The sequence below is a fragment of the Novosphingobium sp. CCH12-A3 genome (assembly GCF_001556015.1).
Taxonomy (GTDB): Bacteria; Pseudomonadota; Alphaproteobacteria; order Sphingomonadales; family Sphingomonadaceae; genus Novosphingobium; species Novosphingobium subterraneum.
On record NZ_LSIA01000235.1, the window covers coordinates 19612 to 38206 of the forward strand.

Here is an 18595-nt window from a genome sequence, read left to right on the forward strand (position 1 = left end):
GAATTGTTCTTTCCGGTGGGACGTGCGGACTGCGGACGACGCTTGCCGATAGCAAGGGATAATTGGTGCTGCCAGAAACTTCCGTGAGCACGACAGCCATCTCTGCCGAATTGCCGATCTACTCCTTGGTGATTGGAGGAGAGGGGGAGGGTTGAGGGCGGCTTGATGGTGCGACTGGGCACGGACTGGCCGATCTTCCATCCATTCCCTGCGGAGAACTCCAATGGCATCACATGCTCCCGCGCCCGCGTATCTGTCGCGCGCCCGTTCCTGGCCTATCGCCTCGACGTTGACCGCGAGACATCCGACCGACGCGTTCGGGTGCGCCCGTGACTAAGGCCGTCCTCACCACGCCGTGCAACGAATGCCCGTGGCGGCGCACCCATCCCGCGGGATGGCTCGGGGGCTACCAACCGGAGGACTTCACCCGGCAGATCCAGTTCGATGGACCGCCGCTGCCCTGCCACAAGACCATTCCTGGTGACGGGACAGTCGCGCGGGCGATGTGCGCAGGGGCGCTCATCTTCATGAAGAACAGCTGCAAAGGCGCACACCATCCCGAGTACGGCGAAGCCCTCAGCATGGTCGAGCCCGATACAGAAACCGTGTTCCAATGGACGCACGAATTCCTTGAACATCACAACAATCCAGGGGCCTGGGTCGAGAGGATCCGGGCTGCCCTACCGGAGGTTAAGGATGGAACGAACCGCACATCCAACGAACAAGACGCTCGATGAGGCCGAACTGGACTTCCGGCATATCCCGGATCGCAATGGCGCCGCAGAATTGCTGACCATCGCCACAGCCTATTGGGACGACGCTATGATCGGCGACGAAACCTATGCCGACAAGGTCCGCCTAGTCCGCGACTGGCTGGCCGAGGAAATGGCCTCCATCGATGCGGATCATGAAGGGCCGATCGCGGACGCCGCGCGCCGGATTGCGAGCTACGCTGACGGGGCCGCCCGCATCAATATCTTCCGCGCGGCAAAGAACGAGCTGAAGCTATGCCGCGACACGGGTCTTGCGCAAGCATCGCAGCGAGCCGGCGCGACCATTCTGTCCGGTCGTATCGCGTCCTTCCACAGCCATCCGGGGACCTGCTTCATCGAACTTCAAATCGACCGTCCCTATGCTCATGAGGCACGCATTGCCGTCGTCGGAGACGCGGGCTGCCTTGATCATGAGGACCTTGCGGATGCGCTCCATGACGCTCTCGGGATGAAGCCAGGGCATGATGACCCAAAGGCGGATTTCACCTTTGCCTGCGACATTGTCGACGGACTGCTGACGAGTACGCCGAGCCAGATCGGCCCAATAGTGTAGGACGCGAAAAGAGGGGTATTTCCATGATAAATCATACGCGATCTGCACACGTCGCCTTGCTGACACGTGCCAGGACGGCCCTTTCAGCCTCTGTTGATCGGGCAGACGCCGACATGGAGGTCGTTGCCGATCTCGATGCCGCGATCGCCTGCATCGAACAGAGGCCGGCACCATGGTCCGTTGCCGTCCATTTGGCCACTATCGGGCATGGCACTGGCACCAGCGTCGCCGTCGCCCTCAGCCACAAGGCGCTACGGAATAAGGTGGCGGTCTTCTGCCGGACGCAATGGGCCGAGATCAACGACCCACGCGATCCAGCTCTTCTCGACTCCCAAACACTGGTGCGCGATTATTTCGATCGCCATCAGGAAGACCAGCTCACCAGCCGCATTGAATTGATCGACCCCGATTTTGACGATGATGCCAACGGTCTCGAAACCGGAAACTATCTGGCGCTCTCCTCAAGCCATATCTCATGGCAAACGACGGTAAAGATCGACAAATGGCTGACCCTCGATCCATCCGATCGCCCCGTCAGCGTCGCCGATACCCACTATGGCTGGTTCATATGTGCGCTGCGGTCCTCATTCGGCGACTATCTGGAGATCCCCGACGATCTCTTCCATGCGCTGACATTCGCACGGGATCAGGGCTGCACCTATCTGCTGCTCGACCGTGACGCTCCCGCCACTGATCGGCTGCCTTGTTTCGAGTGGTGACCCATCCGGTTGAAGGGAAGGGGGAGGTGTTGAGGCGGGCGTGATGATGCGTCCAAGCCTCAGGAGCATCTCTCCATGTCCTACGATATCGCCTTTCGGTTTCAGCAGGCGCTCGATCCTTCCACGCTGATCACGCTGCCCACGGCCTTATATGCGCTCAATGCCGCCATCGAGGATTGCCGCAACGCGGGGCGGCCGCAGGATGGCGATCCAGCCGTCATCCTGCTCGCCCGTCATCTCGGCGCGATCGCCGCGCAAATCGAGGGCTCCAATGTTGAACTGCGTCGCGCTTGCATGGACGCCATCGCCGACCTCCGGCGCAAGCCTGCGCTGATTGCCTTGGCCCGCAAAGGCGTCGCCTATGACGAACGCGCGAAGAAGTTGTTCCATTCCGATGCCCGCAAGGCGCTGCGGGCGCTTGCCGACGCGCTCGGCCTGACCGAAGATAGCTACGGCATCTCGGTAAACCGCGGCGGCGCTGCGGTTTCGGGTGAAGTCACGCTGCACGGAGCGAGCATCTACGTCCAGCTCAGTCTTGGCCTTATGGGGCCGGGCCGCGAAGTCATGTTCCGCAAGGTCACAGGCCGCAACGACCATATCGGCGAGCGCAACAACTTCGCGTCGGTCGAGGAATTGATCCGGCCTGCGCGGTTCGCGGCCCGTATTCGCCGCGACCTCCATCTTCCGCCGTCCGACACCGCTTTCGATCGCCTCGTCGCCTGAAGGAGTCCCCATCATGGAAATCATCGTCACCCGTTCCAGTATCGCGGGGACGCTACCGCACTATGTCTACCGCGCATTGGTACCCGCCGACACGGTTTCATCCGAGCGACGGGCGCTAGGAGGCACGGTTCCTGGTCCGACGATCATCGGTCGCATCCCCTGCGTTCGCCTCGGCCCGATGCTCGCACCCACGCGCTATTTCGAGATGGCCCATCACCAGCGAAGCGGACTTGCCTCTCGCATAGGCGCCCTTGCACGCCGGATCGAGACGCTGATCATCCGCGCCAGCTTCCCCGAGATGACCGCGAACCTCACGCCAATCGTCTTCCAACTCGACACCGATCCTGGCGATGCCTGCACCTGGGCCGACATCGACGACCTGACGGACGCTTTCGATCGTCTCGAGCCTCGGTGCGACCTTCTTACCGTCGCCAATCTCGGGCTTCGCCAGGACGCTGGCCGCCGCGCCGCCTGATCGCCGTCGCTCATCCCGTCATCATTGCATGGAGACTCCGTCATGGACATTTTCGTCGTCACCGGAACACATTTCTCGCAGCCCGGCGAGGTCATGAGCTTTCACGCCGACGAGCGTTTCGCAGACGTCTTCGCCACCGATCTGGTGAACGTGCTGCGCGCCGATCTCGATCCTGAGACCCTGCAGCCAGTCGATGTGAGCAGCTGGCGACTGGGGCTGGTTGCGGCTCAGTGCCGGCGGCTCGCCATGCAGGGCATAGATATCGGAGACATAGACCACACCGCATTTGCCGATACCGCCGGTTTCGACGTGTGGGTCGAAAAGGTCGAAGCCCATGGGCTGTCGGCGCTCGCCGTCGATGATCGCGAACTGGCCACTGTCCTTGCCGCCCTGCGCGGCCACCAGCGACGGACCTGCCCACCCGATCTTCTCGACATCGCCACCAATGGCGGCCGCTATGTGCCGCTGACCAGCGAAGAGATCGATGGCCTCTGCGAGCGGCTCAATTGCGGCATCCTGCCCCCACCGGAAGTCAATATCGTGGTCGAACTCGACGGCGGGCTTGTCGAGGGTGTCGTTGCCGACCGACCGACCAAGGTGCGCGTGGTCGACTACGATGTCGAGGGGGCTGATCCCGACAACCTCGTCATGGTGCCCCGAGACCATGGCGGTCCCATTCCCGCGTCGGTCAGCGATTGGGCCGTCGAGAGCGACTGCATAGATCCGGCCTGGATCGACCGCCTCGACGCGGCCAGCGCCGCCGAAGCTCCGGCCGCCGCGTCGGTAGCAGGAGAATGACCGCCATGGGCATCATCGGACACAACGACATTCGCAGGGTCGAGAGCTTCGACAGCTTTGAAGTTCTCGCCCATCCTCTTCCCAATCGCGACGACCGCGTCTTTCATCGCGGAGATTCCGAAACCTCGCGCGTATCGATCACCTATGGCTCGCATGACGTGCAGATCGCCCGACCGACGGGCATCGGCAGCAAGGGCCGTATCGCCATCCTCATGCGGAATGGACGTGGTCTTCATGTTCTTGAGTTCAATGACGGCGCCTTGCCGATTGCCAATGCGCTCCTCGAGCTTCCGGAGCGCGAGCAATATGCGCTGGCCTATACGATTTTCGAGCAGGCCGACGAATGCTCCGGCGGCGCCCGAGCGGCGGAATCGAAGCGTTGGGCCGATGCATTCGTGGACGGTCGCATTCGCAAACGCCGCAGAGGCGGCAGACACTATGTCGATATCGAAACCCTGGACGAGAAGGCGTTTCGACTTCGGCGGAGATCTCCTGCCTGAAGAGACAGGCTGAAGCCGCTCTTTCCATGGTTTCCGGCACGACTGGTCGGACGTGCCGGATCGTATCGCCCGCGCCGCGGGCCGTTCCCGACCATCCCTCCCCAATCAGGAGCATTTGCATGACCACTTCCGATATCGACACCGCAACACCGAAGCATCTTGCGCCGGTCCTCTATGCGGCCATCCAGCGCCTCGGTCAGCTCGGCCGCACAGGAGCGGTGGCACCCGCGGCATTGGTCGACGAGGACGACGCAGATTTTGAAGAGGCTGCATCATGGCTCAGCGATATCGCTGCTGGAGACCTGCGCGAATAGCCGATCCTCTCCCGACGCTCCCAACCATTCACGAAGCCCGGCCATCGCGCCGGGCTTCGTGATTCTGGGGAAATGCCAATCCGCCGCGCTGCTCTGGCTCGCCCCGACGCGCGCTTGAAAGGACGAGTAATGACCAGCTTCACCGCAACCTACAGCGCCGAAGATAACAAGATCCGCATCTACGCCTCATCGCGCCTCGATGCCGAGACCTATGCACGGGTCAAGGAAGCAGGCTTCAAATGGGCACCGAAACAGGACCTGTTCGTGGCGCCGAAATGGACGCCGCAGCGCGAGGACCTGGCGCTCGAACTGGCCGGCGAGATCGAGCCGGAAGAAATGACGCTGGCCGAGCGCGCCGCCATGAAGGCTGCACGGTTCGAGGAGCTGGCGCACAAGCGGCATGCCCAGGCCAATGCCTTTTCCCGCCGCGCCGACGAACTCTCGCAGGCGTTTTACATGGGGCAACCCATTCTGGTCGGCCATCATAGCGAACGCGGCGCGCGCAAAACCCAGGCGCGCATGCACTCGGCATCGACCGCCGCCGTGAAAGCCGGAAAAGCGGCGACCTATTGGCTGGGCCGCGCCGGCAGTGCCGAGCATTTCGCCAATCGCAAGAACGACCCGCGCACCCGGGCCAACCGGATCAAGACCTTGCTGGCCGACCTGCGCGACTTCCAGCGTGGCATCAACGCGGCTCATGCGGCACTCGCGATCTGGGAGCAGATCACGACCGACGAACAGATCTGCCATGCGCTCGGCAACATGGAATCCCGTAAGATCTGGGCGAACTACGATCTCTATCACAAGGTCGATAGAGGCGAAGTCACGCCCGCCGATGCCAGGCGACTGTGCATCGAGGGTGCGACGCTCGCCGTCAACGGCCCCAATCGCCACCGCTGGATCGAGCATATCCTGCACCGGCTCGCCTTCGAGCGTGCGATGCTGGGCGACGTGCCGCGCTACGAGGGTGCGCTGACCCCGGTCATCATCCAGGCTTTCGCCCGCGAGCATGGCGCCGAAAGTCCCAAATCCACCGCGAGCGGCACGGGACAGTTCCTGCTCGAAAGCCCGGTCCCGCTCCCGGCGCATATCGCGTCGGATGCCTCTCTCGAACTCAGCGAAGATGCTTGGCGCGACTTGATGCAGGCGTGCGGCTACACCGTGCCGGAGAAGAAAGCCCGGCGGGCATCGGACAAGCCAGCCGCCGCGCCACTGATCAATCTGTCGCGCGAACAGGCCGAGCAACTTCAGCGGATATGGAACCTGCGCATGGTCGCGGCCCGCAAGGGCAAGCAGGGGGCGGCCACGCCCAACGAGATCCGTGCCACGACACAGGCTTTCTATTCGGCCAATTCGAAGGGCGATTATGACGTATTCAAAACGGTGGAGATAGCCGCCGACGGTCGCCCCGTGCGAATGGGATGGCAAGGCAATGAGCGCGTGCGGTCGGGGGAGCCTGTCGCTCGCATCCGCATCTCCTCGCTCGGCAACCATTTCTACCAGCCTGATGCGGTGGTCATCATCACCGACAAGCCGGGCAATCCGTTGCCGATCGACCTTGACGCCCTGGAAGCCGACGCCCGCCGAGCCGCGAACGAGGAGGTCGAGGCATGAAGACGGAAACTCTCGAATCTGCCCTTGAGACCGCAGCCTGCCTCTGGGAAGCGGTGCTCACATTGCGCGACCATCCCGCCACCGATCCGGACGCCATCGCCCTGGCACTTGCCATCCGCGAGACGTGCAACGTCATCGGCACGGCCAGCCTGCGGTTGACGGTCGTGGGGTGGACCGATGCCGTCGAAGCAGCCTGGAGTGCGGTCTCCGACCGTTATGATCTGTCCTTCGACTGGGATTTCGTGCCTGACTGGATCGTCCGTCATATCGACTGGTCCGATCCCGCCCATCCCACGATCAGGCCGGAACCCTTGCCACCGGATCCCGATCCGGCCGCGAACTCCGGACCTGTTGCCGCCGCGTCGTCCGGCTTGCGGCCGCCTGTCCCAGAGGGGAACTGACCATGGGACGCTCGGTATCCCATCCCAGCGGAGCGCATGTCGCGTTCGCACAATGGGACGCAGGCTGGATCGAGGACGACGACGATCCCGATACCCGCCACTTCGATGAACTCGCGGCACAGGACGATTGGGATTTCATCGTCGAGAATTTTCGGGAGCAAGTGCTCGCCCACTATCCTTCCGTTTGGACCTCGGACGGTTGGATTGGCCGCGAGGACCGGATTGTCGCCATGAACCGCTATGCCCGCTTCGGCCTCTCCGAATATTGCGGCTGCATCGCCTATTGGGTGGTTCTGCGCGACGATATCGACCCCGATCTGGAAGGGTTGGCACAACGCTGGTTCGACCAGATCGAGGCAAAATTCGAACAGCGGTTTGCCACGCTCGTCCGCCTCGGCACCTTCTCGAACGGCGAGGCCATCTATCGCCGCGTCGCCGCCTGATTGGGACAGCCCGTCGCAGTAAGCCCTGATCTGCGCATCGGCCTTGCCCGCGCGGCGGGGCAACGCTTCCTCACCTCAACCGCATGGAGGATATCATGGTCCAACTCTCTCCCCTTCGCGGGCGTTTGGCGAGCGCGGAGCACGCCTACGCTTGCGCGATCCAGCGTCGAAGCGCCACCGGGCGCAACCAGTACGTCATCCGTACTGGTAGTCCGCTCCAACCATTCCGCGTGACGGAGACACGTCCGGCGAAGGACGATGATCTGGTCCTGCATGTCGCCTGATCAGGATTCCCATCGGCCTGGAGGCACGCCAATGGACGTCGCCAATCAATATTCCATCAAGCCGGGGATGTGGATCAGGACAGAGGAGGGCGAGAAGCTCTTTTTCCTGCGATATTCATCGACCGGCCATTGGGGTTTCTTTTCCGAAAGCCGCCACCACACCGCGCGGGAATACAAGCTCCCGCTTGCGGGCCTGAAACCCTGGCACGAGGAGCGCCGCACATGAAAACCCATGCCATGGCGAGCGGCCTCCGGGTCACGCTGTCAAAGACCGAACTCCAGGCCTTGCTGACCGTTGCGCGATATGGCGCGGAGCAGCTCGCTGCCGTGCGCGACTGTTATATCGTGCCCAAGCGGCAGGAAGCCGTGGCACCCGACATCATCAAGGGCCTCGAAGACGGCCTGGCCTCGCTCCGGTGGAAGCAGGCGGAGGCCAAAGAGAGACGCGAAGCGCCCAAGCGTGAGGCCGAACGCCGGGCAGCGCGCGAGCATCATGCCGTGATCGACGGTCATGCCGTGTGGGGAATGCTCAGCGACTGGACCGACCTCTCCGACGATCCCGACCAGCGCCGATGGGCGGACATGTTCCACCCGGACATCGACCCGCGTCCCCAAGGCGAACTTAGGCGGAATGTCTGGCGGGTATTCATCAGCAAGGGCGGCGCCGCGGCGGACGATCTTGTCGTCTTTCCGGGCGATTGCACCGAAACCGCCGATCGCCGGGAAATCGAACAGCTCGCGCGCCGGATCATCGCCAATTATCAAAAATGACGATCTCGCGCCAGCGGGATGCACACACTTCGGGAAGCGACTCGATGAAGCAAGCGGGGCGCGGCCCCAACTCTTCACAGGAGCTGAACCATGCAGGACATCACGTTCCATCTCGGCTCTGCCGGACATCCGGTAAGCTGGACCCTCCATGCGGTCTACGGTCGCGCCAGCGGAATCGCGCTCGCATCCGCCCGCGCATGGTACGCCCTGCAGGTGTCGGCCCCTAGATTGGCTACGCCGCCGCCAGGCGGCCAATATGTCGTGCAGATCAGAAATGATCAGGTCGTGAATGCCGAACTGCTCTTCGATGCCGAGTATTTCCGGCAGCATCAAGAGCCGGACGATGTATCCTGGCTATGCCAGTTTCACACGTTTCCGCTCGAGATATCCGAGCGCCTCAAGAACATCGTCACCGCGGACCTGCGCAGCCGGCTGATCGCTGTCGGGTTCCTGATCCCCCGCGCCGAGTGGGTTGAGCGATACCCCGATCAGGCCGACTTTTTGCGACAGTTCCGAGAAATCCGGCATCGGGACGGAGCATAATCTGCGTGGCTGGCCTCGGCCGTGTGAAGGAAAGAAGGAGGGATGGTGGTGAGGCTCACTTGGGAGTTCACCAGCCATGCCCGTTGCAAACCATACTTCCTATATTCCATCCCGCACACCGCCGGTCTTTATTTCGGGCTCCCTGTCGATCCGGCAACTTCCGCTGCTCGTGAAGGAACGGCTCTGCGTCATCATCGACCATGAACTGCCGGTCGTGATCGGCGATGCACCCGGTGCGGACGCGGCCGTCCAGCGGTTCCTTGCCGATTGCGGCGTTCGTCACGTCACGGTCTTTTGCGGCGGTCCGAACCCCCGACACAATATCGGCGCATGGCCTGTCCGGCAGGTCCGAACCAACGCGCCTTCCGGCACGCGAGCCTTCCATAGCGCGAAAGATCGCGAAATGTCGGGGCTCGCAGGGGCCGGCTTCGTCATCTGGGATGGCGCCAGTCCAGGCAGCCGCGCCAACATCCTGCACCTTTGCCAGCGCGGACGCTATGTCCTCGTTTTCCTCCGCGCCGAGGACTGTTTCGTCGCCCTGTCCACCGACGCCGAACGCATGGCCTTCCTGGCGTCAGGCGGTCTCATCTGACATTACCGCAGTTGCCCGGAACTTCCCCGAAAGCGAATGGCCACGCCCGGGCTCGCGACTGCCCGTCGGTGAGTCCCAGCAGCTGGGCGACGTTACCGAGTTCCGCCTCAAAGCTATGGATGATGGCTTGAAAGATCGGCTTTACGCTCCTAGATCGTGAATCGAACGATTCGATCGAATTGATCGAATGGAGGTGGATATGCAGACCGTAACAGCCAATGAGGCCAAGACCCGCTTCGGCGAACTGATCGACCGTGTGCAGCGCGAACCCGTGCGCGTCACGCGCCGCAATCGGGTCGTGGGTGTCATGGTGTCCCCGGAGGACTATGCCGCCATGCGCGAGTTCTACGCCGACAGGCTTGCGCGCACGCTGCGCGATACCGCCAGCGAGGCCGCGAAGAAGGGCCTTACCGATAGCGAACTGGAGCGTCTGCTTTCCGATGAAGGGTGATGCCTTCGTTCTCGATACGAATGTCCTCATCAGCGCCGCGCTTTCGGCAGAATCAGCCCCCGCGGGAGTGACGCTCTGGGTCATCGCGAATGCCCGGCTGATCTTTGCCGAGCCCACCTTCGAGGAATTCCGATCCCGGCTTTGGCGCCCGAAATTCGACAAATATCTGACCATCGAGCGTCGGAACCAGATCCTGCACGATTTCAGCGCCATCGCCGACTGGGTGGAACTGGATGACGCGGCCCTGCCAGTCCGCAGCCGGGATCCCGACGATGATATGTTTATCCGCACCGCCATTGCCGGATCGGCTCGCTGGCTGGTGAGTGGCGACAAGGATTTGCTCGAAATTCAGGGATTGCCGTCGATCAATATTCTATCGCCAGCAGACATGCTGAAACGGATTTCCGCATAGGTCGTCGGATAGCAGGCGCTGCCGTCATGCGCCTTCGAGCAGGCGCTCTCGCGCAAGATCGAGCGCATGCGACAGCCGTATCGCCACTACCTGATCCTTGGGATCAGCGAGGCAGCCCAGTGCGGCCTCCATCAACTCTATAGCCTTTTCGAGCCCAGGTATTTCCTTGGTCATGAGCCAGTCTCCGTTAACCCCGCTCAGTCGGCGGGCACCCTCCCGAAGAAGGATGCCGGCCTCTGAGCCGGACGGTCGAAACGCGACGATAGGCGCGCGCCTGCATTTGTGGCTTAGCTGCTGCCCGGCCTTCGACGCGAGGGTATCCTTTGTTGACCAGATGTTGGCAAGAAAGGAGTCGGTCATGTCGAAGAAGATCGTGGTGCCGTCCTATTTGGCGGCGATGGATCGAGCGGAGGCCGATCCTTCGGCGGCGCGCTTTTGGGTTGGCCTGGATGTCGGCTACAAGAATACGGCGGTCTGCGTTCTCGATTGTGACGGCGCGATTGTTCACCAGGTCTCGATGAAGAGCAGCGCCACCGAGATCGGACGTTATCTGCGCAAGAACTTCAAATCGCATGTGACGCTGATCGGCATTGAGAGCGGCGGGCTGACGCCGCATCTGACGACCAAGCTGCGTGCGCAGGGCTTCCAGGTTGTAGTGCTCGATGCGCGCCAGGTGCATCGCGTGTTGTCGGTCAAGCGGAACAAGACCGACACGAACGACGCACGCGGCATCGCCGAGATCACGCGGACGGGCCGGGAATATCTGACCGAGGTCTATGTCAAATCGAACCTGTGCTTCGAGATCAGGGCCTATCTCACCATGCGCGACCGCCTCGTAAAACAGCGACGCGAGACCGAGGCGATGATCCGCGGCCTGGTGCGGGTCTACGGCGGACGGATCGAGGGTGGGACCGAAACCGCGGCGAGCTATCGCAGCCGCGCCATCGACCAGATGTGCCTCATCGCCGACACTGAAGGCGTCGATCTGCGACCACGGGTCCTGCCGCTGCTCGATCTGTGCGAAGGCTTCTACGTCGAGGCCAACCGCATCGAGCGCGAGCTGGAACTGCTGGCCGCGTCGAACCCGGTCTGCAGGCGGTTCATGGAGATCCCCGGCGTCGGCACGATCACCGCCGTATCGTTCTACAGCGCGATCGAGGACCCGACGCGCTTCCGGCATGTCGACGATGTGGCCGCCTATCTGGGCCTGACCCCGCGCGTCTACCAGTCGGGCGAGAGCCTGACGCATGGCGGCATCAGCAAGATGGGCAACCAGCTCACCCGCACGCATCTGGTCGGCGCCGCGACCGTCATGCTGTCGAACACCCGGTCGTTCAGCACGCTCAAGGACTGGGGCCTCAAGCTCAGCAAGCGGATCGGCTTCAACAAGGCGAAGGTCGCGCTGGCACGGAAGCTGGCGATCATCATGTTCAGTCTGTGGCGTGACGGCACCCACTTCATGGCCAAGGCGGCCGACGTGCCGGCGCACCGGGCGCTGATGCAGAGCCGGCTGCCGGCCTGAGCGCGCAGGTTCACACCAGGTTCGCTCGCACAATGGCGGCGAAACAGTCCTCCCGGGAGGCGGAGGGATCGGAGACTTCGGGTCTAAAGGTGAGGTGGTGACAACCTCGTGACGCTTGTTGAAGCTCCACCCTTTGCTAGTGAATGCCCATACTGCGGCAGGCGATCGGCCCAACGGCCACGACAAACGCCCGACCGCGAAGAGACTGTTGCACTCCGGGATGGATGATGTGGACTTGCAATGATCGACGGAGAAGAAGATCATGACGTAGCAATATAAAGTCTGGATACCCTCTACCGTGGGGGCAGCAGCTAGAGACTTTAGCCGAACAGCCTGGACATATAGGGTCGTTGCGGTGGCGGCAACGCTGAGCGAAGATGTTATCGGGGCCGGTCCTGTGGTGGCTGTGATCCCGTAAATATCATCATCAAGGACTTCAGGAGGCGACCATGGCCATCAAGGTCAAGCCGGAAGAAGTGATCCGGCATGAAGCAGTATACAGCGTTGGTCTAGATGTCAGCCAGCGCAGCACGAGCATCTGTGTTCTCGATCCCACCGGCAAGACCGTGATGGAGGGGCAAGCGAAGACCAACCCGTTCGAGATCGGCCGCTATTTGCAAAAGCGCATGGAAGGGCCGCTAAAGCTTGGTATGGAGACCGGCAGTCTCGCATCCTGGCTCTACCACGGCCTGCGCAAAATGGGCCTCGACGTGACTGTGATGGATGCCGTCCATGCTCACCGGGCGCTATCGCTCAAGCGCCAGAAGACCGATCGCAACGACGCGCATGGCCTGGCGGAAATGGTGCGGCTCGGGTCGGACTGGATGAAGGCCGTGCACATCAAGGAGCAGGCGAGCCAGGAACTGCGCGTTCAGCTCGCCGCACGAGCGCGCCTGGTGAAGCAGAAGATCGACCTTGAGAACGAGCTTTGCGGTTTGCTGAAGCCGTTCGGTCTGATTGTGGCGCGGGGCAACGTCAGCGCCGACACCTTCCGCGATCGCGTGGTCGATGCGCTCTGTGAGGCCCAGGACAATGGCTTCCATATCCGGCCATTGCTGATGCCGCTGCTCGACGTGCATCGGCTCATCGCCCAACACATCGCCGAGGCCGACGCGCGGCTTGAGATCGTGGCCAAGTCCGAACCGATCTGCCAGCGCCTGATGACCGTCCCGGGTGTGGGGCCGGTCACTGCATTGGCCTTCCGCGCGACGATCGACGATCCGACCCGCTTCAAGAGCGCATCCGATGTCGCCGTCTATCTCGGCCTCACCCCGCGCCGATATCAATCGGGCGAGCAGGATTATCACGGGCGCATCAGCAAGCGCGGGCACTCGCCGACCCGCCTGCATCTCGTCCAGGCCGCAACTGTGCTGCTCATCAGCGTCAAGCGATGGTCGGCGCTGAAGGCCTGGGGCGTGCGCTTGGTGAACCGCATCGGTTTCAACAAGGCGAAAGTGGCGGTGGCCCGCAAGCTCGCCACTATATTGTACAGGATCTGGCGTGACCAGAGCGAGTTCCGCTGGGGCAAGGCGACCATGGACCCTGCGGCATCTGCCGCGGCTACCAGCTAATCGCCCCAACCACGGAACCTGGACGGGAGAATCCAATCCCGGACGGGCGTAACCTGCAGGAACGGCGGGTAGGTGACCTTGAGCGCGTATTGTCGGGTCTATCCTCATGGAAGGCATACGGCGTTGTTGACATATAAAGGCACCACTCGTGGCAGAACCCTAAATGACGGCATCCGGCCATGCCTCCAGAAGAGGCTTTCACAATAACGCCGGCATGACCTCGCAGAGAATAGTGAATCCTGCCCAGCGCCCCGACGCCCAGCACAGAAGGAAGAAATTATGAAAGACTGATCTTCACTCTTGACCACCGCAACGAGAGAATACATACAGGCGATCCGGCCGCAAAAGCCTTGCAGCCGACTCTATCGTCCGGAGTTTCGACGCTCCGGCCCGCCACCGGCGGACACCCCTCCCTAGACCGATTGGCCGGAGGTTGCCAATCGGTTCCTGCTGCGTAGCAATAATGGTGAGACCCGATACACGCGTCTGGCCGAGGGTGTGGAGGCTTTCCATAAACATGAAAACGCAGCGACGCATGTAGCGACGGTGCGATTGTCCCATGTGCCTTTTACGAAACAGCGCCGCGGCAAATATCTTTGCCACGCATCATCGGAAGAAATGCCCATGCACGTCGAATTTAAGATCGAGGGCCGCTACCACGTGCCCGAAGGCACGTCGCTCATAGAGGGAGTGGCCAATCAATTTCGTTTGCCGACGGGGCAAATCATATCGGTGTACCCCGTGATCGAAATGGCGCGCAGTGCCGATAGCGACGACCATCGCGACCTCAACTGGTCCGAGTGCGTGGCGCTGGGAATATCCCTCGACCTCTACGACCGCCAGTCCGAACTCGAGCCGGACGGCTGACCAACTCGAGCTGCAACCTTTCGGACGACCCTAGCGCGTGGAAACGCGTGCCTGCGCGACTGGACGATACATATCGGCGCGCTCGCGCATCACCCCCGTAAGCCAGACGAGATGGCTCGCCGCATCCGCCAGCGGGAGCGTCGCTACCGCATCGAACAGGCGGCGCTGATAGGGCGAATTGCGTTCAAGGATATCTGCCAGGCGCTCGCGCCCCGGACTGGCGGGATCGGTGATTTCGGCATTGGCTTCGCGGGCCGCCTCCAGGAAGGCTTCGGCCAGCTCCTGCGCCTCGTAATAGCCGCCATCGAGACCTTCCCCGAGCGCCAGGGCCGCAATCTCGCTGCGCACGTCCGCGATGTCGAGGTCGTTGACCGCATCGACGAGCGGCAGATTGAAATCGAAACCGGCGAGATAGTTCGCAATCATGGGAAGCCTCCTTCATTAAGCTTAGAACATAGAAAGAACAGGCTTTCAAGATCGATCATAATCGCGATAGGAGCGGCAACATGCATTTCTCTTCCGCAGGGGCCGCCCGGAACGGCCATCATCCCGCGCCGTGACCGGGGCTACCGCACCCCTTCGCCTTCAGGGAGCTTTGCGCCCAAGCGAACGAGGTTTCCTCCTCGAAATGGACGACGGCCATATCTGGCGTCTCTCTGGGGCGGAGGACTTCGCGCCGCTTGAGCACAGAGAGGTCATCGTCGAGGCACGCAAGGCCAGCAGCAGCCTCCTCGAGGTGTTCTGGATCGGGCCGGCGTAGCGCGGGATCAGCGGCATGCTTCGCTGGTCTCCCAGGCGTTGCGCTGGCGGCACGGTTGCGGCGGGGTTCGGCGAGGACGCCTCACCCCGCAATCACCGTCGGACGAGGTCGTTCATCGCATCCAAAGCCGCCTCCGCAGTGTCTCGGCGTGCCGGGGGTGGTCCGGGGAAGCAAGGGCTGCCTCCGCCCAAGCTCCGGTAGAAGAAAATGGGCCTGCCGACGGGATTATCTGATCCAAAAGGGTCGGCAGGCCATTTTCTTCAACCTCCACTAGGGCGCAGCGCGACGTCCCTTGCTTCCCCGGACCACCCCCGGCCCTTGAGCCCCGGCGAAGGCGGCTCCGGATGCGATGAACGACGACGACCGCCCCGTCCTCCGCTGATCAGGAAGGAATGGCTTCGCCATACTTTTCTTTGTTCAGGGCCGCTGCCGCGTCTGTTTTATTGGCTCAGGCTCACCAGATACGATTAAATTCTGTCAAGAAAACAATGCTATATCCCAAATAAAGGGAAGGGGGTAAGGTAATTGTGCGGATGGGGATTGGCCCCGGAGGCACTTTTACTGGAGTAGAGGCAATGAATATTGGTGAGGTTAAACTGAATAGGGGCCGTCTGATGGGGTGGATTGCTACCCGCACGATCGACCTGCCCAGGCTAGGATTGCGCCCTGTCGAGAGTGATGCCGAGCGCCCCCCTGCCTATGAAATTCTCGCGCTCAATGTCGGCGACAGGTGGGTGCAGGTCGGCGCACTTTGGGAAGAAACATCGCAAAAGGGCGAGGTCTATTATCAAGGCTACATCGACGACCCCAGTATGCCCGAAAAGCTCCCCATTGCCTTGTTCGGCACGGATGCCAAAGGCTATCAGGTCGCATGGCGCAGGGACGAACGGCGCGACGACTTCGGCCCCGCCACCCGCAGCGCGCGCCGTGAAACCCCGTCCGGTAACGGCGAGGATTACGGTTTCGGGGGCAGCACCGCCGACGACAGCGGCAGGCTCGCAACCGAAGGGGCGGGGGCCGATCTGGACGACGAAATCCAGTTCTAGGCGCTAGGCCGAGACGGGCCGGGGGAGCGCTGGAACGCTTCCCTGGACCCTGACCGATCATCGAGCATCAGGAGTCACACCCATGAGCAAGCAATCAGCTAAGAAAGCCGTTAGCACATTCGCGGACCTGCCGGAACTTTACGCCGAAGAAACCGCAACTCCCGCCTTTGAAGCGTCCTTTGGCGATCCGCTTCCCCTGTCCATCATCGAACCGGGCGAGGAACCGGGCGAACACACCATGCCCGAACCCTTCGCGGCGCAGAAGGTATGCGGCGAGCTTATCACGTCGCTTTTCCTGCTACTGGACGATACCCGCCTTAGCCCGCTCGCCCCGGATGCGGCATGGGGCATTGTCAACAGCTTCCACTTCGTCGCGGGAACGCTGGAGCGCCGCGAGGATCGCATAGCCGACAAAATTCGGGAGATGACCCGGCGGATGGAGCCGGGCGAGGTGTTCAACAAGGAACTGGAAGACGCGCAACTTGAGTGCCAATCGCTGGCCGAACAGCGCGCCGCATTCGAGGCAATGCGCGACTATGCCGCCGCCATGTATCGCGCTTGCTGGCGTCGGGCATGGGCACCAACCAAGGGCAGCAAGGCGTCATCCGTCAGCACGGCGAGTTATATCAATGCGCTCGATTTCCTGCGCGAGCGTGCCCTTGCCAAGCGGGAACGGGTTGAGCCGCAAGGCCCGATTGTCGTCTTTTCCGGCCCTGCCATCTGGGAGGAATGGGAACCGCTTTGGGCCAAGCTGGACGAGATCAAGGTCCGCACACCGCACATGACGCTGGTAACGACCGGCCAGCGCAAGGGGGCGGATGCCATCGCGGCGGCATGGGCCGCGCGGGAAGGGGTGCCCGTTGTCGCCTTCGGACTTTATGGCACCGGCCGCAAATCGGCTTTCACCCGCAACCGGAAACTGGCCGAGCTTGGCCCGGTCGAAGCCGTGCTTTGCGAGGGATCGGGATTGCAGGCCAATCTCTACCAGACCTTGCGCAAGGAAGGCGTTCCCATTCACGCTTTCCAGAAGCCCAAGGATGCAGCCGCGCCGCGCAAGGCGAGGGGCAGCGAGCAGACACCGGAAGAGGATACATTCCGGCGAGCGCGGCGCTTCGTCTGAACCATGAGAGCGCGGCGCTTCCCCCAAAAGCGCCGCGCCCCATCATTGCATGACATTCGCCAAGGCTGGCGCGCTTTCGCGCGCTGGCCTTTTTTCGTGCTTCAGGCCGCCGCCGCGCCTGACGGCGCGGCGGCGGGAGGACGGAAAGGGGCAGGGGGCGGACATCTCATGTCCCCGCCGGGGAGGCGGACGCTTCGCCGTCATCCCCCTTGGCGCGCGTTGCGCCAGGCGCAGCTTTCCCCGAAAGGGGGGCATCGGACGGAACCGCCGCCCCCTTGAGCGCACCGAACGCCGCCGCGCCGCCAAGCCGTAGCACAAGACCGAGCACGTCGCGGAACTCGCGTTCCGTTAGTTGCTCGACCGGCAGCGCCGTCACGATCCCCGCATAGCGATCGCGCAGCCGCTGGCGCGCTGTGGCGATTTCAACCGATATTCTCTTTTCGCGCTCGACCAGATCAGCGAGCCTATCGCGTTCCGACATTTTCGGCATGACCACTTCCTTTAGGTGAAGCCGGTCCGCTCGCCACGCCGCCCTTGTCGCATGGGCGCGCCCACACCACAAGCGAGCCTGCCGCATAGCGCGGCCCATCTCCCCACATCGACCCAGCCGCCAAGGGTGCGCCCGGCAGCGGTAGAGCAGACGCAGCGACGCCGTCGCTGCGGGCAGGCGGACGCACGCCCTTCGGGGTTTGTAATGCACCGTACGCACGGGTGCTGGAGCCTGAAACAGACGTGAAATCAACAGGATATGCTGTCGGACACGTCAGACAGATTCCAAGTTTGCTGTCCGACACTAGTGACATCACCCCATAGCCCTTCCAAAAAGTCCAGCATTCCCGCGCTTTTGCGCTGTCAGACGCGTCGGACAGCCTGATTTTCTTGTGATTTGCCTGGACGCCGAGTATAGTTGTCAGCGCTTCATGACCGTCCTGGCGAAGCTCCGTGAGGAGCTCAGCGCCATGGCGCGCATTACCATCCGCATTGATGACGATCTGCTCGACCGGCTGAGCCGCCGCGCCCGCCGCGTCGGTGTCACCGTTTCCGAACTCGTTCGTCCCGCTCTCGAACATGCCGCCGACAGCCGCGCGGGCTATGTCTTCACCTCGCAGGACGAAATCCTCGCCGGCGTCCTGCAGACGCTCTCGATCGTCGCGGCGGCGGTGCGCAAGCGCTCGCCTGAAACCCTCGAACAGGGCATGGCCGACGCCCGCGCCATGCTCCACGAAAAGGGCCTGCTCGCGTCGGGGGAACAGCCGTGATCCAGCCTGCGTGTCTCCCTCCATCGGCGGGCTGCGGCCGCCTCGAATTCCCCGACATGGCGATGATCGTCACCGCGGCTGCCC

The 18595-nt window shown here is 62.5% G+C and carries 28 protein-coding genes; 25 read left to right on the forward strand and 3 right to left on the reverse strand.

Annotated elements, in window-relative coordinates:
* The first annotated feature begins 329 nt into the window (after nt 1-329).
* The 18 genes from AX703_RS19020 (at nt 330) to AX703_RS19105 (ending at nt 10366) form a co-directional block, all read left to right on the forward strand.
* Nucleotides 330-737 carry a hypothetical protein gene (locus AX703_RS19020; RefSeq protein ID WP_062346298.1) on the forward strand — a complete coding sequence of 136 codons (408 nt, stop codon included), beginning with the start codon at nt 330-332 and terminating at the stop codon, nt 735-737.
* Nucleotides 697-1326: a hypothetical protein gene (locus tag AX703_RS19025; protein ID WP_062346300.1), complete on the forward strand. Its 630-nt coding sequence runs from the start codon at nt 697-699 to the stop codon at nt 1324-1326. The genes AX703_RS19020 and AX703_RS19025 overlap by 41 nt, the downstream gene beginning before the upstream one ends.
* Nucleotides 1327-1439: 113 nt before the next feature.
* The gene (locus AX703_RS19030) at nt 1440-2045 is read left to right on the forward strand and encodes a hypothetical protein (protein ID WP_231735623.1); all 606 of its coding nucleotides are present in this window, start codon (nt 1440-1442) and stop codon (nt 2043-2045) included.
* Nucleotides 2046-2120: 75 nt separating this feature from the next.
* Complete coding sequence (locus AX703_RS19035; protein ID WP_062346302.1) at nt 2121-2768, forward strand: hypothetical protein; 648 nt, start codon at nt 2121-2123, stop codon at nt 2766-2768.
* Nucleotides 2769-2781: 13 nt separating this feature from the next.
* Entirely contained in the window at nt 2782-3243 is a 462-nt protein-coding gene (locus AX703_RS19040) for a hypothetical protein (protein ID WP_062346303.1), read from the forward strand.
* Between the two features lie 42 nt (nt 3244-3285).
* A complete protein-coding gene (locus AX703_RS19045; RefSeq protein ID WP_062346305.1) occupies nt 3286-4041 on the forward strand; it encodes a hypothetical protein in 756 nt (251 codons plus the stop codon).
* 5 nt (nt 4042-4046) lie between these two features.
* Nucleotides 4047-4541, forward strand: a complete 495-nt coding sequence (locus AX703_RS19050; RefSeq protein WP_062346307.1) for a hypothetical protein — start codon at nt 4047-4049, stop codon at nt 4539-4541.
* Nucleotides 4542-4660: 119 nt separating this feature from the next.
* Entirely contained in the window at nt 4661-4855 is a 195-nt protein-coding gene (locus AX703_RS19055; RefSeq protein ID WP_062346309.1) for a hypothetical protein, read from the forward strand.
* Nucleotides 4856-4984: 129 nt separating this feature from the next.
* A complete protein-coding gene (locus AX703_RS19060; protein ID WP_062346312.1) occupies nt 4985-6469 on the forward strand; it encodes a DUF3560 domain-containing protein in 1485 nt (494 codons plus the stop codon).
* The gene (locus AX703_RS19065; RefSeq protein ID WP_197423768.1) at nt 6466-6870 is read left to right on the forward strand and encodes a hypothetical protein; all 405 of its coding nucleotides are present in this window, start codon (nt 6466-6468) and stop codon (nt 6868-6870) included. The genes AX703_RS19060 and AX703_RS19065 overlap by 4 nt, the downstream gene beginning before the upstream one ends.
* 2 nt (nt 6871-6872) lie before the next feature.
* Nucleotides 6873-7313: a hypothetical protein gene (locus AX703_RS19070; protein ID WP_062346314.1), complete on the forward strand. Its 441-nt coding sequence runs from the start codon at nt 6873-6875 to the stop codon at nt 7311-7313.
* A 95-nt stretch (nt 7314-7408) separates the two neighbouring features.
* Nucleotides 7409-7597: a hypothetical protein gene (locus AX703_RS19075; RefSeq protein WP_062346454.1), complete on the forward strand. Its 189-nt coding sequence runs from the start codon at nt 7409-7411 to the stop codon at nt 7595-7597.
* Nucleotides 7598-7628: 31 nt separating this feature from the next.
* A complete protein-coding gene (locus tag AX703_RS19080) occupies nt 7629-7823 on the forward strand; it encodes a hypothetical protein (protein WP_062346316.1) in 195 nt (64 codons plus the stop codon).
* Complete coding sequence (locus AX703_RS19085) at nt 7820-8368, forward strand: hypothetical protein (protein ID WP_062346318.1); 549 nt, start codon at nt 7820-7822, stop codon at nt 8366-8368. The genes AX703_RS19080 and AX703_RS19085 overlap by 4 nt, the downstream gene beginning before the upstream one ends.
* Nucleotides 8369-8458: 90 nt before the next feature.
* Complete coding sequence (locus AX703_RS19090; RefSeq protein WP_062346320.1) at nt 8459-8911, forward strand: hypothetical protein; 453 nt, start codon at nt 8459-8461, stop codon at nt 8909-8911.
* Nucleotides 8912-8987: 76 nt separating this feature from the next.
* Nucleotides 8988-9503, forward strand: coding sequence for a hypothetical protein (locus AX703_RS19095; RefSeq protein WP_062346322.1), 516 nt, complete (start codon nt 8988-8990; stop codon nt 9501-9503).
* Between the two features lie 199 nt (nt 9504-9702).
* The gene (locus tag AX703_RS19100) at nt 9703-9954 is read left to right on the forward strand and encodes a type II toxin-antitoxin system prevent-host-death family antitoxin (RefSeq protein WP_062346456.1); all 252 of its coding nucleotides are present in this window, start codon (nt 9703-9705) and stop codon (nt 9952-9954) included.
* Nucleotides 9944-10366: a putative toxin-antitoxin system toxin component, PIN family gene (locus AX703_RS19105; protein ID WP_062346324.1), complete on the forward strand. Its 423-nt coding sequence runs from the start codon at nt 9944-9946 to the stop codon at nt 10364-10366. Before AX703_RS19100 ends, AX703_RS19105 begins: the two co-directional genes overlap by 11 nt.
* Before the next feature lie 24 nt (nt 10367-10390).
* Here the strand turns inward: AX703_RS19105 and AX703_RS28030 are convergent, their stop codons facing one another.
* Nucleotides 10391-10540, reverse strand: a complete 150-nt coding sequence (locus AX703_RS28030) for a hypothetical protein (protein ID WP_197423769.1) — start codon at nt 10538-10540, stop codon at nt 10391-10393.
* Here AX703_RS28030 and AX703_RS19115 point away from each other — a divergent pair.
* The 3 genes from AX703_RS19115 (at nt 10539) to AX703_RS19125 (ending at nt 14326) form a co-directional block, all read left to right on the forward strand.
* On the forward strand, nt 10539-11888 hold the full coding sequence (locus tag AX703_RS19115) for an IS110 family transposase (RefSeq protein WP_231735624.1): 1350 nt from the start codon (nt 10539-10541) through the stop codon (nt 11886-11888). The genes AX703_RS28030 and AX703_RS19115 overlap by 2 nt on opposite strands.
* Nucleotides 11889-12337: 449 nt before the next feature.
* On the forward strand, nt 12338-13459 hold the full coding sequence (locus AX703_RS19120) for an IS110 family transposase (protein WP_062346328.1): 1122 nt from the start codon (nt 12338-12340) through the stop codon (nt 13457-13459).
* A 624-nt stretch (nt 13460-14083) separates the two neighbouring features.
* Nucleotides 14084-14326: a hypothetical protein gene (locus tag AX703_RS19125; RefSeq protein ID WP_062346458.1), complete on the forward strand. Its 243-nt coding sequence runs from the start codon at nt 14084-14086 to the stop codon at nt 14324-14326.
* A 30-nt stretch (nt 14327-14356) separates the two neighbouring features.
* Here AX703_RS19125 and AX703_RS19130 read toward each other — a convergent pair whose 3' ends face one another.
* Nucleotides 14357-14752, reverse strand: coding sequence for a hypothetical protein (locus AX703_RS19130; RefSeq protein WP_062346330.1), 396 nt, complete (start codon nt 14750-14752; stop codon nt 14357-14359).
* 130 nt (nt 14753-14882) lie between these two features.
* Here AX703_RS19130 and AX703_RS28705 point away from each other — a divergent pair, with 130 nt between their 5' ends.
* The 3 genes from AX703_RS28705 to AX703_RS19140 all read left to right on the forward strand — a co-directional run bounded on the left by AX703_RS28705 (nt 14883) and on the right by AX703_RS19140 (nt 17252).
* The gene (locus AX703_RS28705) at nt 14883-15086 is read left to right on the forward strand and encodes a DUF5818 domain-containing protein (RefSeq protein WP_255355080.1); all 204 of its coding nucleotides are present in this window, start codon (nt 14883-14885) and stop codon (nt 15084-15086) included.
* 575 nt (nt 15087-15661) lie between these two features.
* Nucleotides 15662-16132, forward strand: a complete 471-nt coding sequence (locus AX703_RS19135) for a DUF736 domain-containing protein (RefSeq protein ID WP_062346331.1) — start codon at nt 15662-15664, stop codon at nt 16130-16132.
* A gap of 82 nt (nt 16133-16214) precedes the next feature.
* A complete protein-coding gene (locus AX703_RS19140) occupies nt 16215-17252 on the forward strand; it encodes an SLOG family protein (protein ID WP_062346334.1) in 1038 nt (345 codons plus the stop codon).
* Between the two features lie 166 nt (nt 17253-17418).
* On the opposite strand, the gene AX703_RS19145 is transcribed toward AX703_RS19140, so the two are convergent.
* Nucleotides 17419-17742, reverse strand: a complete 324-nt coding sequence (locus AX703_RS19145; RefSeq protein ID WP_062346336.1) for a hypothetical protein — start codon at nt 17740-17742, stop codon at nt 17419-17421.
* Nucleotides 17743-18172: 430 nt separating this feature from the next.
* On the opposite strand from AX703_RS19145, the gene AX703_RS19150 reads away from it, so the two are divergent.
* A complete protein-coding gene (locus tag AX703_RS19150; protein ID WP_231735626.1) occupies nt 18173-18511 on the forward strand; it encodes a CopG family transcriptional regulator in 339 nt (112 codons plus the stop codon).
* Nucleotides 18512-18595: the final 84 nt, after the last annotated feature.